This is a genomic window from Mangrovibacter phragmitis (assembly GCF_040429585.1).
GTDB classification, from domain to species: domain Bacteria; phylum Pseudomonadota; class Gammaproteobacteria; order Enterobacterales; family Enterobacteriaceae; genus Mangrovibacter; species Mangrovibacter phragmitis.
The window spans coordinates 1,876,273-1,889,871 of record NZ_CP134782.1; the positions used below are offsets into that span (position 1 = coordinate 1,876,273).

The 13,599-nt window shown below is 51.3% G+C and carries 7 protein-coding genes and 5 pseudogenes; 7 read left to right on the forward strand and 5 right to left on the reverse strand.

The window, feature by feature from the left end:
- Positions 1 to 1,576: 1,576 nt before the first annotated feature.
- From MPHASIOC01_RS09085 to MPHASIOC01_RS09100, 4 genes and pseudogenes are all read right to left on the reverse strand, one after another.
- Positions 1,577 to 2,581, reverse strand: a complete 1,005-nt coding sequence (locus MPHASIOC01_RS09085; protein WP_000427623.1) for an IS110-like element IS4321 family transposase — start codon at positions 2,579 to 2,581, stop codon at positions 1,577 to 1,579.
- A 78-nt stretch (positions 2,582 to 2,659) separates the two neighbouring features.
- Positions 2,660 to 2,899 (reverse strand): annotated as a pseudogene (locus tag MPHASIOC01_RS09090) (Tn3 family transposase); the annotation flags it as partial.
- A 143-nt stretch (positions 2,900 to 3,042) separates the two neighbouring features.
- A pseudogene (locus MPHASIOC01_RS09095) lies at positions 3,043 to 5,886 on the reverse strand (Tn3-like element IS1071 family transposase); the annotation flags it as partial.
- Positions 5,887 to 5,938: 52 nt separating this feature from the next.
- Positions 5,939 to 6,643, reverse strand: coding sequence for an IS6-like element IS26 family transposase (locus MPHASIOC01_RS09100; protein ID WP_001067855.1), 705 nt, complete (start codon positions 6,641 to 6,643; stop codon positions 5,939 to 5,941).
- A 283-nt stretch (positions 6,644 to 6,926) separates the two neighbouring features.
- On the opposite strand from MPHASIOC01_RS09100, the gene MPHASIOC01_RS09105 reads away from it, so the two are divergent.
- The 6 genes and pseudogenes from MPHASIOC01_RS09105 to MPHASIOC01_RS09130 all read left to right on the forward strand — a co-directional run bounded on the left by MPHASIOC01_RS09105 (position 6,927) and on the right by MPHASIOC01_RS09130 (position 11,050).
- On the forward strand, positions 6,927 to 7,169 hold the full coding sequence (locus tag MPHASIOC01_RS09105) for a type II toxin-antitoxin system ParD family antitoxin (protein ID WP_016151373.1): 243 nt from the start codon (positions 6,927 to 6,929) through the stop codon (positions 7,167 to 7,169).
- A complete protein-coding gene (locus tag MPHASIOC01_RS09110; protein WP_016151372.1) occupies positions 7,162 to 7,461 on the forward strand; it encodes a type II toxin-antitoxin system RelE/ParE family toxin in 300 nt (99 codons plus the stop codon). The genes MPHASIOC01_RS09105 and MPHASIOC01_RS09110 overlap by 8 nt, the downstream gene beginning before the upstream one ends.
- An 83-nt stretch (positions 7,462 to 7,544) precedes the next feature.
- Positions 7,545 to 7,874: pseudogene (locus MPHASIOC01_RS09115) on the forward strand (DUF4158 domain-containing protein); the annotation flags it as partial.
- A gap of 35 nt (positions 7,875 to 7,909) precedes the next feature.
- Positions 7,910 to 9,031 (forward strand): annotated as a pseudogene (gene tnpC / locus MPHASIOC01_RS09120) (IS66 family transposase); the annotation flags it as partial.
- Positions 9,032 to 9,078: 47 nt separating this feature from the next.
- Positions 9,079 to 9,672, forward strand: a pseudogene (locus MPHASIOC01_RS09125) (winged helix-turn-helix domain-containing protein); the annotation flags it as partial.
- On the forward strand, positions 9,665 to 11,050 hold the full coding sequence (locus tag MPHASIOC01_RS09130; RefSeq protein ID WP_181869500.1) for a heavy metal sensor histidine kinase: 1,386 nt from the start codon (positions 9,665 to 9,667) through the stop codon (positions 11,048 to 11,050). The pseudogene MPHASIOC01_RS09125 and the gene MPHASIOC01_RS09130, both read left to right, overlap by 8 nt.
- A 50-nt stretch (positions 11,051 to 11,100) precedes the next feature.
- Here MPHASIOC01_RS09130 and MPHASIOC01_RS09135 read toward each other — a convergent pair whose 3' ends face one another.
- Positions 11,101 to 12,183 (reverse strand): glycerol dehydrogenase, encoded by a 1,083-nt coding sequence (locus tag MPHASIOC01_RS09135; protein WP_353614439.1) that lies wholly within the window; start codon positions 12,181 to 12,183, stop codon positions 11,101 to 11,103.
- Positions 12,184 to 12,536: 353 nt separating this feature from the next.
- On the opposite strand from MPHASIOC01_RS09135, the gene dhaK reads away from it, so the two are divergent.
- Entirely contained in the window at positions 12,537 to 13,595 is a 1,059-nt protein-coding gene (dhaK, locus tag MPHASIOC01_RS09140; protein ID WP_213906375.1) for a dihydroxyacetone kinase subunit DhaK, read from the forward strand.
- Positions 13,596 to 13,599: the final 4 nt, after the last annotated feature.

A 13,599-nucleotide genomic window follows, 5' to 3' on the forward strand; every position in this document is an offset into this window, starting at 1 on the left:
TGGCCCCGCGTCTCACGTTTCATTGACACTTGAGGGGCGCTTTCCGCGCCACCGGCCGAGCTGGCCGACCCCCTTCCTTGGCGTAAAACCTGCGGCGGTGGAGTTGCTGCGATGCTTGAGGATCGCGCGGCCGGTCGAACCGCGGCGACCTGGTTGGGGAGTGTGAGGGGGCTTTGCCCCCTCGCAAGCTCTCGAACTTACTGCCTTCCGCCAGGCGCTTGCGCCTGGCTCTCCTAAGCCGTAGCGCCGAAGGCGCTCCATTGTGGGGTGAGGCCGCAAGGCGGCCGAGGGGCGTAGCCCCTGGGGGGATGGGAGGCCGCTTGCGGCCGGGTGGGATCGAGAAGGGGGGTTTCCCCCCTTCGGCGGCCGGTCATGCTGCGCGGTAGCTTGGGCCGTGTTGCCGTTTTTTTCGCCAGCCTCTGGTTAAAACTACCTGGTTATATAAAAAGGTTATAAAGACGGTTAAAAACCTGGTTAGCATGACCGAAAAACGCGCGTAAACCGTTGTCACGCCAAGGAAAAGCGCGAAGAGGCCGCCCCTCAAGTGTCAATGGATAAGCCCCCCATGTGTCAATACGCTGCCCCTCAAGTGTCAAGAACCGCGCCCCTCAAGTGTCAGTAGGGCCGCCCCTCAAGTGTCAATACCGGGGCAGGGTTCCTAACAGGGTTATCCACAACTTCGGTGGATAACTCCATGCCGATCAGGCACTTAGGCCGCCTCGGCGGCCGCCTGGACGGCTCGACCAGGCCGAAATCGGCCGCTGCCCCCCAAGTGTCAACATCGCGCCGGCCCCGCTGCCCCTCAAGTGTCAACGTCAGGGCTGCGCCGGCCGGCCTCGGCCGACTTGTCCCGAAACTGTCCACAACGGCCGCGCCGGTGGGGCAGGGCAGGGAAGGCCCCGGAAACGGGCCAGGAAGGCCCGTCAGGGCCGCAAAGCCCAGCGGCGAGGGCCACCGGCCCGGTGAGCGTCGGGAAGGCGCTGGAAGCCCGCCAGGGGCGAGACGGGCGGCTCTGCCGCCTGGCTCGATGCGCAGCACGACATAGCCGGTTCTCGCGGCCGCCGGCCGGGAGAATCCCCCGCAGCTCGGCCCCTCAAGTGTCAAAGGGTGGATCTCATCGTCAGAAGCGGCGATGCGAGATCCAGCGCCGGCGTCGGCCGTCATCGTCGGAACTGGCGATGGGGCCCTCGGTTCATCGTCAAAGGTGGCGATGGTCGACCGTGGCCAGGACGTGGCCAGCCTCGCCGGAAGTGACGATGCTGCAGCTCGACGTGCGCGAGCTGGTGCGCGGTACTGCCTGGGGTCGCCTCAGAAAACGGAATCTATGGTCACTCCCGTTTTTGCAACACCGATTTTGACGACAAGTTGGCTTGCTTGAATCTATCCGGCGTCTGAATGGGATTTTATTCCCGCGCCTTGATGAGTTCCGCGCCTGATGAACCTCCAGAAAATATACGGCTTCAATGAGCCTTTCCGTTTTACAGGTTCCTCAACAGGCCGGTGGGCCGTTAGTATCATCAATATCAGTATTCGCAAAACCAGATCAGTAATTCTTTAAACCGGTGTATTTCTGCCGTTATGCTACATAAGTTTGCTGTCGTGCCGTTAGGGCCCAGGCTATTCTGGCCAGCTTGTTTGCCAGAGCACAAGTGACGACAAAGTTGCTTTTCCGGCACAGTAAATCCCTGACCCAATCGGCCAATTTTCCAGACTGGTGTTCCAGTTTTTGTATGAATACCCTGGCACATTGAACCAACAAAGTTCGGATCTTTTTATTACCTCGCTTACTAATTCCCAGCAATGTCGTCCTACCTCCCGTGCTGTACTGCCGAGGTACAAGCCCTGTTGCCGCCGCAAAGTCACGGCTGCTGGCGTACTGCTTCCCGTCGCCAATCTCAGTTGAAATAGTACTCGCTGTCAGTGTTCCGACGCAGGGAATGCTCAGCAAGCGCTGTCCAACCTCATCTTCGTCCAACTTTCGTTTCAACTGGGATTCCAAATCTTTAATCTGCTCAACAAGATAGTGATAATGCTGTTGTAATTTCAGCAATAACTGGCTGAGGTAAAGAGGCAAACTATTGTCCTCAAGAATGGTACTCAGTCGGCTAATAACGGCAGCTCCTCGGGGAACGCTAATGCCAAATTCCAGCAGAAAAGCATGCATTTGATTGGTTGTTTTTACCTTATCCTGAACCAGGGATTCACGGACACGATGCAGAGCCCGCATTGCCTGCTGAGATTCCGTTCTGGGCTGCACAAAACGCATAGACGGACGCGATGCAGCTTCACAAATAGCTTCGGCGTCGACAAAGTCGTTTTTATTGCTTTTAACGAACGGGCGGACAAATTGTGGTGATATCAGCTTTGGGGAATGCCCCAACTCTTCCAACTTGCGTGCCATAAAGTGAGAACCGCCACAGGCTTCCATTGCGATGGTTGTAGCGGGGCATGTCGCCAAAAATTCGATCAACTTTGGCCGGGTAAATTTTTTACGGTAAACAGCCTTCCCGCGACGATCCTGGCAATGAATATGGAAAGAGTTTTTACCCAGATCGATACCAATGAGCGCAATGTTTTCCATGATAGTTCTCCGAATGAAAGCCTGTCCTCAGCATAGTACCGGGAAGGAGGGAGTGACCATCTCATTAAATAAAGCACGCTAAGCCGGTTGCAGCGGTCGTAGCGGCCTGAACTTGCCCGCGCCGATCATGGCGCTGCTGCGCCAGAGGTAATCGCCGGTGAGGTTGATGTGCTCCCAACCGAGCGGCGACAGGTACTGCAACAGCGCGTCATCAACGGCATGGCCGTTGCCACGCAGCGCGTGCGCAGCCCGTTCCAGATAGACCGTGTTCCACAACACGACGGCAGCCGTTACCAGATTGAGGCCGCTAGCCCGGTAGGGGTCTCCTCGTTTTCAGTGCAATAAGTGACGGTACGAAAAGCTAGCACTGGCGCGGAGGTGGTGTTGGTAGATCGTTGATTTCATTGACTTTCCTGTTCACTTTCAAATCTGCGATTCGTGGCGTCAAACCGTGGTCGGTTTCATCCATTGGTGCCAGTTATCGATGCATTTGGCCGCGAAGGCAGGATTTGGTCAGCATAGCGGTCAACCGGGAAGCGAAACACACCCCGCAAGTTGATGCTCTCCAGCCTGGTGGGCGCAATCTTCTCGATCAGTTCCGGTGGAATGACCTGGCGGCGGTTCGACCAGCGATCCAGGACCGCCTGCATCTGTGAGGTATTCCACGCCATCACGATGTTGGCCATCAGGCTCAACGCATCGGCCACAGCCTGCATTTCATCGACACGTTTGGCCTGCGCCGGGCTGATCCGGCCGGTATAAATGGCGCGCTTGAGGGCGTTAACAGCCTCGCCCCGATTGAGCACCCGGCGCAACTCGTTCCTGAAAGCGTCCTTGACAAAGTAGTCAGCCAAAAACGCCGTACGCAGCAACCGCCCCAATTGCACGCCAGCCTCATAGATTGGATCGCCCTGGGCGGCAGAACCGAACCGCGCAAGAGCTGCCACCGCACTGGCATGTCCGCTCATGACCGAGGCTGCCAGGTGCACCAGACTATCCCAATGCTTTTCGATCAAAGCGACGTCGACATTGGCTTCGCACACCGCAGCGATTTCTGCGGGCACTTTGGTGCCGCGTGGCACAAAGAGGTGGCGCTGTTTGAGTTCCTTCAACCGCGGGCAAAGATCAAAACCAAGCAAACGGGCATGTGACATGGCAAAGTCGGTGTAGCCATGGGTATCCACAGCAAGCTGGCTGGTCTCCAGCTTTTCTTGGCGGATGACACCTTCAATGGCCACGCCCGCCTGGCGCTCATTGAGCACAAAGGGCTGCGCATGGAAGATGCCCCACCGGTCTTTTACATGGGAGTAGATTCCAATGGAAGGTGTGTTGCGCCGAGGATCAAGCCGGGCTTGCCACACCCGTTTGGTGGTCTCCATGGTCATCATGTCAGAAGATGCCAAATCGGACCGCCCCCAGGTGGCGGCAATCGGGTGTCGCTGCATGAATTCCAGCACAGCCTGGCAGGCCTGGCTCAGACGCCGTTCGTCCCGCGCCCAGCGCATGGCCTGGCGAATGCTGGTGGCAGACAATTGCGGAATCATGCGCGCGCATTCGACCGCAGTCAGACTGGTGCCGTGGGCCATGATGCCGGCATAGACCATCAGCAGCTCGTCGGTAGAGCGCGGCTCACGTCCGAGCATGATCCAGCTAAAGCGCACCTGGGCGTCAACGGCCAGAATCACTTCCGGCAATTGAACCTCACCGATGCGGTGATCCAAAGCCGCGCGCAGCTTGGTCACTTCTGGGTCTTCGTCCTCTGCGGGCAATGGCGACAAATGGAGTTCATCATCCACGCGCAGTACGCCACTGCGGGCTGCAGCGGCCACCGCATCGACACCGGCAGTTACTCTGGCCAGCAAAGGCTTCAAGAAAGTGGCAGCCTTGCTGGGTAACGATAGACGGGCATAGTGTTTCTTGGACTCTGCCTGCCAACGCTCGTCCGTGAAGAACAAGCGCGCACGACCCCGAAAGCTCAGGCTGTGCTCAATCCAGACCGAGCCATTGCGCACCGCGCGGCGCAGGGCAAACAGGGTGGCCACCTCCAACGCCTGAAACGCCCGTTCCCGGTCTGGGCTGGAGATCGAAACCTGCCAGATCATTCCCAGACTTGGTGCCACCACTTCAACTGGCAGCTTTCTGGATCCTTTGAGATATAAAGCTTGCAGCTTGGCAAGGTACTCGATGGCAGGATGCTCGCCGGTGGCCTGCCAGGGCAGCTTTGCAATGGCGACGAGCAACGACCGCACGGGGCGAATTCCATCAATCAATCCCTCGCGGACCAGGGAGGCCCTGCTCGGTGGTTTGCGTTTCTGGGTTTCGGTGATCAAGGCTTCAAGACGGGCACGCAACTCAGCATCTGGCACCGCACCTTGCGCGCTCAAGGCAACAAGTTCGCCGAGCAGCGTTTTGTACATTGCGGCCCAATTGACGGTAGCGGGGACATCGGCGGCAGCCTGACGCCACAGATCGGCGATCCGGCGCTGCACCATAAGGATCAACTGGTCTGTGGTGGTGAACAGGCAATACCGAAGAAAGCATGCGACCTCCACGGTGCGCGCTGGCTCTTTGATCTTGGCTCCGGCTGAGGGCGGCCTGGAGACAAGTCGGCGCGCGTAGCGGCGCAAGATGAGATCGGGGATGTCTGCCAGGTGCTTATGAACGTCCAGCGTGTAAAGCAGGTCGATGCGCTCCAGTACCTCGCTGATTTGGCGGGTTGAGTGTTTCGCCGGTGCAGCCCATAGCCAACTCTGCTGGGTTTGTCCATCTGGGCGCAGCTCTGAAACTGAGGCTCGCCAGCGATCAAGTGTTGCTGGATCAACGCTGGCGGCGATGGCGGTGCCTGTTTCAACTTCAAGCTGGGCAAGTGCCGCCGCAATCAGTGTCCGAATTGCCCGCTCGTGCACGATCACCAGCTTGTTCTTGTACAGCCATTGACGCGCCCGCACGAGTAGCTGATCGCGGTCGGCGCAGCGCGCCACTTCGTCGCGCAGTTCACGTACCAGTGAGCGGCGCTGGTGCTCGCTCATCCACTGGAATCCAAGGACCGTGCAGGCTACTTGTTGGTGATCGAATAGCGTGCGCCCGCGTTCATACATGGCTCTCAGCGAGGCGACTTCTGGTGCTGCAATGCCAAGCTCGTTGCCAAGGTGGCGCCACAAGGCTACTGGAATTACCCGAAAGGCACCGAGCAAACGCCCACTCATGCGCAGGAAACCAATATGGAGCGCCAGACCAAGCTTGTGGGAATCACCTCGGCGTGCATTGATTGCGTCGCGCTCGGCACCATCGAAGGTGAAAAATGCGGCACTGTTGCAAAGTTAGCGATGAGGCAGCCTTTTGTCTTATTCAAAGGCCTTACATTTCAAAAACTCTGCTTACCAGGCGCATTTCGCCCAGGGGATCACCATAATAAAATGCTGAGGCCTGGCCTTTGCGTAGTGCACGCATCACCTCAATACCTTTGATGGTGGCGTAAGCCGTCTTCATGGATTTAAATCCCAGCGTGGCGCCGATTATCCGTTTCAGTTTGCCATGATCGCATTCAATCACGTTGTTCCGGTACTTAATCTGTCGGTGTTCAACGTCAGACGGGCACCGGCCTTCGCGTTTGAGCAGAGCAAGCGCGCGACCATAGGCGGGCGCTTTATCCGTGTTGATGAATCGCGGGATCTGCCACTTCTTCACGTTGTTGAGGATTTTACCCAGAAACCGGTATGCAGCTTTGCTGTTACGACGGGAGGAGAGATAAAAATCGACAGTGCGGCCCCGGCTGTCGACGGCCCGGTACAGATACGCCCAGCGGCCATTGACCTTCACGTAGGTTTCATCCATGTGCCACGGGCAAAGATCGGAAGGGTTACGCCAGTACCAGCGCAGCCGTTTTTCCATTTCAGGCGCATAACGCTGAACCCAGCGGTAAATCGTGGAGTGATCGACATTCACTCCGCGTTCAGCCAGCATCTCCTGCAGCTCACGGTAACTGATGCCGTATTTGCAGTACCAGCGTACGGCCCACAGAATGATGTCACGCTGAAAATGCCGGCCTTTGAATGGGTTCATGTGCAGCTCCATCAGCAAAAGGGGATGATAAGTTTATCACCACCGACTATTTGCAACAGTGCCCTCTTAAGTATCCAAAGATGTACATAAGCCCCTCAAAGTGACATTTAGATTATGATCTAAACAAGTGTGACAAATAGGTTATGACAAATCTACTTTTCGTGTCAATTTTTACGTGTGACTTATAAGTATACTTCATTGTCATACGAAGATCGTGATTTGATTTTGAATTTTAGTTGACCTATTATTGGTGTGTTAATTATTCACACATGTAGGTGGAAATATGTCACGCACAACTAGTGTTACGATTGGGTCTCAGCTAGATGAGTTTGTCGGCCAACTCATAGCGACTGGTCGCTATGGCTCAACAAGCGAAGTAGTTCGTTCTGCATTGCGGCTACTCGAAAGGCAAGAGAAACAAACCACGGCTCTAAAAATGGCGATTGAAGCCGGAGAGCAGAGTGGTCAATGCTCATTATCACTTCATGACATTGCGACTAAAGTAAAGCAGAGACACAATGTATAAACTTTCCAACCTCGCCGCAGAAGACTTTGAGCATATCTTTGAATACACCCTATTGAACTTTGGCATAGAGCAAGCAGATGCTTATACAGACAGTATGCATGACGTTTTGCTAACGCTTGCAGAACAACCTTTGATGGGTTACGAGTGCCCCGAAATTGCCGAAGGGCTTCGCCGCCACGATCACCATAAACATGCTATTTTTTATCGCCCACAACCTCATAGTATTTACATAATCCGTATTCTTCATCAGCAAATGGAACCATTGCGGCATTTCCATCCAGATATTTATTAAAATTCCTCATGGCTTACATGCCGGAAATGGGAAAACAATACGTCACTGATTTGAGTTTGTGTAACCAATAAGAGGTTTTGGCTATGCCCGTAGATTTTTTAACCACTGAACAAAAAAATAGTTACGGGCAATTTAATGGGGAGCCGAATGATGTTCAATTGGCGCGGTACTTCCATTTGGACGAGGCTGACTTAGCTTTTATTACACAAAGACGTGGTGAACACAATCGATTTGGAGTTGCGCTGCAATTAGGTTGTGTTCGCTTTCTTGGTACTTTCTTGATCGATTTAAATCAAATCCCAACGAATACCCAATGGTTTGTCGCAAGGCAACTGAATATAACCAATATTGGTATTTTGTCTGACTATTCTCAGCGCGAAACCACACGCCGCGAGCATACCGCTCTGATCCGCAATCAGTTGAAGACAGTGCCTCGGTTGAGCAATATTTACCGAATAAGATATGCCACTGCGGTGGGTGTGTTATTCCAAATCGAAAACCTTATAAACGACACCAAATCTTTGACTTGCCAGATATCTCATACACGCTTGTTGAACATCAAATCTTTAAAGGCGAGTGCGCATGGTGTGGTGATAAACACCAAGCGGAGCTTCCAGAGTATGTGCCCGATGTTCAAATGGGGCCAAATCTACATAGCTTTATCGCAATCCAGGCGACGCAGCACCACCAAAGCATAGGTAAAATACAATCTATGTTGAAAGACGTCTTCCAGCTTAACTTCTCAACAGGTGCAATATCAGCGGCGCAAGGACGAGTCACTGAATACTTAGCCGATACTCATACTCAAATTCATGAAACAGTCAAAGCATCTAAACTGATTATGGCTGATGAGACTTCGCATCAGCGCAATAATGATAAACGCTGGATGTGGGCCGCACTCAGCAATAACGTAGCCTTTTTCCAAATTAACAGCGGAAGAAACCAACATGCTGCCAAACGACTACTTGGTGAAGCGGTTTCACACCTTTTAGTGACTGACCAATATTCTGCCTACAAATATATCGACGAATCTAAGCGCCAATTATGCTGGGCTCACATATTAAGGAACGTCATCGCTATCGAGGAAAGCGTTTGTCCTGAAAACCAAAAAATCGGAGAAAAACTCGCTTTAATCGCTCATAGCGTATTCAGGTGTCATCACCGATATATCGAAGAAGAAATTACCGAAAGCCAATATTACCGCCGACTCAGGCGGTTACGAAAGAGCTGGCTTCATTGGCTCAAATTGGGTAGTTATCAATGCTCAAAACGATATCGAGGTAGATGTCGAAACCTCATCGCTGATGATGCCATGGTCTGGCGGTTTATGGACGACTCCGAGTGCCCGTTAACAAACAACGCAGCGGAGCGAGTTCTCCGTAATTACATACTGATGAGGAAGTGTTGTTACGTGACTCGCTCATATCGAGGCGACCAGTTCCGCGAACGAATGTTCTCGCTGATAGAAACAGCCAAACTTCAGCAGGTCTCTGCTTATAAATGGCTGCGTGAAATCGTCGAACATCACATGTTGAAAGTTGATTATCAGGCGCCAGTATTTTTAGCGTAAACCGTCGTCAATAGCTCGTGGGTGAATAGTTACTAGTACATGATGGGGTCGATGGGCTGTATCACGCTACCAGTGAAGAATATGACTTAATCCTCCTCGACATTATGTTGCCTAAACTCGATGGTTGGCAGGTGCTTAATACATTGCGCAGTAGTGGGATTCACACCCCAGTGATCATGCTGACAGCGAAGGAGCAAGTGGAAGATCGCGTGCGCGGTTTTGAGCTGGGTGCCAATGACTATGTCGTAAAACCTTACGCGTTTGCGGAGCTACTGGCGCGTATTCAAAACGTATTTCGTCATCATATTTCCGCGCAAGTGGTCGCATCGCCGCAAACATTACGTGTGGCAGATTTAGAACTTGATATGATCAAACGCGTTGCCACGCGCGCGGGGCAGTCGATGTCGCTTACCGCCAAAGAATATGCCCTGCTTGAGTTGTTGATGCGCAAAACTGGCCAAGTGCTTTCACGTACCACTATTGCGTCGTTAGTGTGGGATATGAACTTTGACAGCGATACCAATGTGATTGATGTGGCGGTCAAACGTCTGCGTAGCAAAGTGGACAAACCGTTCGATAAACCACTGATTCACACTGTCAGAGGGATGGGCTACAAACTCGAAGAGAGTTGTGATGCCTAAGTTTTCGCTCCCTTTTTCCATGAAAAATAAGCTCGTGCTGATGTTTGTTAGCATGACGTTCGTGACCTATTTTTCTTTGGCTTTCATCCTACAGTACGCCATTGAGCGCCACTTTTATTCGCAAGATTTCAGCTATATTTCCAGTAAGTTCAACGCCATTGAGAAAGCGTTAAAACGCTCGCCAGAGGATGTGTTCAAGCAAGCGAATAACAGCACGCTCTACATGTGGGTGTTTGAAGGCAAGCAGAACGTGTATCAGAATTCGAGCCTGACGATTCCTCAGAACCGAGCCTATAGCATTAGCTCACCTCAGGTTTTAAATCACGAGCGCGCCATCGAATGGAGTGAGGACTCGCTGAATATCCGCGCGTTTGCGTTTCAAGCTGGGGAGTATCAGGTGGTGCTCGGCATGAGTATCAACCACCATATTTTGTTTTTGGATAAACTCGACTGGATTTTGTTTTGGGCGCTCGGTTTGGCGTTTGTGATTTCTTCCGCGTTGAGCGGTTGGATTGTAAAACGTGGGTTGAAGCCGATTGTGGGGTTGAATCAGCACATTCAACAGATATCCCCAGAGCAAATGGGCATTCGTCTCGACCCCGATTCGTTGCCAATAGAACTGCGCGAGTTAGCCAACAAACACAACGCGATGCTCGATAGGTTGCAAACTGGTTTTCGCCGCTTGAGCGAGTTTTCTTCTGATATAGCACATGAGTTAAAAACGCCACTCACCAACATTACTACGCAAAATCAGGTCATTTTAGGTGCATGTCGAACGCCTGAGGAATATCAGGATGCGATTGCCTCAACGTTAGAAGAACTCAACCGCATCACGAAAACCATCAACGATTTGCTCTACATTGCCAAGGCTGAAAACAAGCTCATTCATCGCCATGACGAAGTGTTTGCGGTGCGGGAGGAAATCGACCGCTTGGTCGCGTATTTTGAAATATTGGCCGAAGATGCCGAGGTTCGAATCGTGAACTCAGGCGACGGTCAGCTCTATATGGACAAAAACATGTTTGAGCGTGCGGTGGGCAACTTGCTCTCCAACGCGATTCGCCATGCGTATGCTGATTCAACCATTGTGATTGACGTTCAAGAGGTTGATGAATGGGTTACGATATCGGTCAGCAACCAAGGTGACTCCATTGCCGAGCAAAACTTACCGTACCTTTTCGACCGATTTTATCGCGCAGATAAATCTCGCCAACATGTAGGTAGTGTCGGTGCAGGGCTAGGTTTGTCGATTACCCAATCTATCGTGCAAGCGTATGAAGGACAGATAAAAGTAACATCAGATAAAGACAAGACGCGGTTTGTTTTGATGTTGCCATCGGCAGGTGTCAATGGAAGTGATAAGTCCGTTGAAGCATAAAAGGCAAACCTTGGCTTGCCTTTTGAGACTCAAACTCGTTTTTATTTGGGTTATTGGCCCAGTTGATGAGCGGTTAGAATTGCAGAGTAGACATTTTCTGCCGTCACTGGGAATGGCATATTGTGGATGGTTTCTCCCTCGGCCGTTGAAGCTTCGGCGACCTCGCGCAATTTATCGTGATTAAGCTCTTTAACGCCCATATCAAATAAGTTGGTTGGTAGACCTACCGATCGGCAGAAGGCGAGAACCGTATTAATCTCTTCCATCGCTGCGTTTTCTAGCACCAGTTGAACAAGTGTGCCGAACGCGACTTTCTCACCATGATAGAGATGGTGACACTCTTCGAGCTTGGTTAGGCCGTTATGAATAGCGTGAGCGCCTGCTAGGCCACTGCTTTCAAAACCTATACCGCTTAGGTATGTATTGGCTTCAATAATATTTTCTACCGCTTTGGTGCTCACACCATTTTCTACCGCAGCTTTTGCTTTTACACCATCTTCAAGCAAGGTTTCATAACAGAGCTTCGCAAGAGCTTGCGCTGAACGCGTCGCTAAACCACCTGCCATTGTTGCCTTACCAGAGGTCATGTTGGCACGAGCTTCAAAGTAGGTGGAGAGCGCATCGCCCATCCCCGATACCAGTAGGCGAACAGGGGCTTTGGCGATGACTGATGTATCCATGATGACCATGTCTGGATTTTTAGGGATCATCAAATATTCTGCAAACTCACCTTCAGGTGTGTATATCACCGCAAGAGCAGAGGTTGGCGCATCAGTCGAGGCAATCGTAGGAACCATCACGACAGGAATTTTGGTGTAAAACGCAACGGCCTTAGCTGTATCTAAGGTTTTACCGCCACCAATACCGACAATGACATCGTGTTTTTGAGTGGCACAAATGTCCGTTATGCGTTCAATCTCAACGCGTGAACATTCGCCACCAAAAATGTTCATAGTGAGTAGAAGCTTTTCGTCAGCAAAGCTTTGTTTGACGTCATCACCAACCAGGTTAGTCACGAACTCATCGGCAATGACTAACGGACGTTCACCTAATGTTTTCACATAGTGAGCGATAGATGTAAGTACTTGTTCACCTTGGACGTATTTGCTTGGGCTGATAATAATTTTGTCCATAATTCAAACCTTTAACCTTTTTTATGTGTGTTTTGGACTGCAATGAAAATCCATTGTAGCGATAAGGTTTATATTAGGTTTGGTGAGGTAAGTGGTGAAGGATATCTCTGGTTTTGTTCCAGCTTTTATGACCTCGGTGTCAAACCGACTGTCAGAAGTAATAAGCATTAGTATGCTTTATGGCGCCGATCACTATTCAAGCGAATTCGTCGTTTTTCGTTTCATATTGAAACAAAAAATACCGAAGTCGTTGTTTCAATATGAAACGGATTGATTTTTGTTGAGCACGTTTTTTCTCTGTTTAAGATGAATTCATACCCTACATAAAAATATAAATGGAATGAGATAGAACGATGAAAAAGTTAATTAACCAAGTCGATGATGTTGTATTGCAGCAAATGGAAGGCCTGGCATTGTCCCGCCCTGAGCTAAAAGCCAACTACGAGCCTCATTACATGTGGCATGAGGAAACGCCGGGGCAAGTGGCATTGGTTTCTGGTGGTGGCTGTGGTCATGAACCTTTGCACGCAGGTTTTATTGGTAAAGGCATGCTGACAGGCGCCTGCCCTGGTGAGGTATTTACTTCACCTACGCCTGATCAAATGTACGAATGTGGCAACCAAGTGAATACTGGAGAAGGCGTGCTATTTATCATTAAAAACTACACCGGCGACGTATTGAATTTTGAAACGGCCGTGGAGCTGCTTCATACCGATGGCATCAAAGTTGGGTCGGTGTTGGTGGATGACGATGTTGCGGTCAAAGACAGCTTGTATACCGCTGGTCGCCGTGGCGTTGCTGGAACGGTATTGGTTGAGAAGTTAGTTGGGGCTGCCGCGAACAAAGGTTATTCGTTGGAGCAATGTGAAGCTCTGGCTCGTCGCGTTAATAATCACTGTCGCTCATTTGGCGTGGCGCTTAATGCTTGTGTTGTGCCAGCGGCGGGTAAACCATCTTTTGTTCTGGAAGATGATGAAGTGGAGTTTGGTGTTGGTATCCATGGTGAACCAGGTATCAAGCGAGTGAAATACACCGATGTCGATACGTTAGTGGATGAAATGTTTGCTGAAGTTGCTGAAAACACACCTTATCAGCGCACTTTGCGTATTTGGAATCGTGACGAAGGTGAATGGGGTGAAGTGGAATCCAGCATTGAGCCTTTTGCTGCTGAACACGACTACATTGTGATGGTGAATGGTATGGGTGGTACGCCAACTTCAGAGCTTTACGGGGTGTACCGCCGTCTTGCTCATAACTGCGAGCAAGCGGGGTTCCGTATCGTGCGTAATATGGTTGGTAACTTCTGTACGTCACTCGATATGGAAGGCGTTTCAATTACGTTGCTGAAAGCAGATAAAGAGATGTTGGAGCTGTTTGATGCTCCTGTCGATACGGCCGCGATCAAGTGGTAACAGG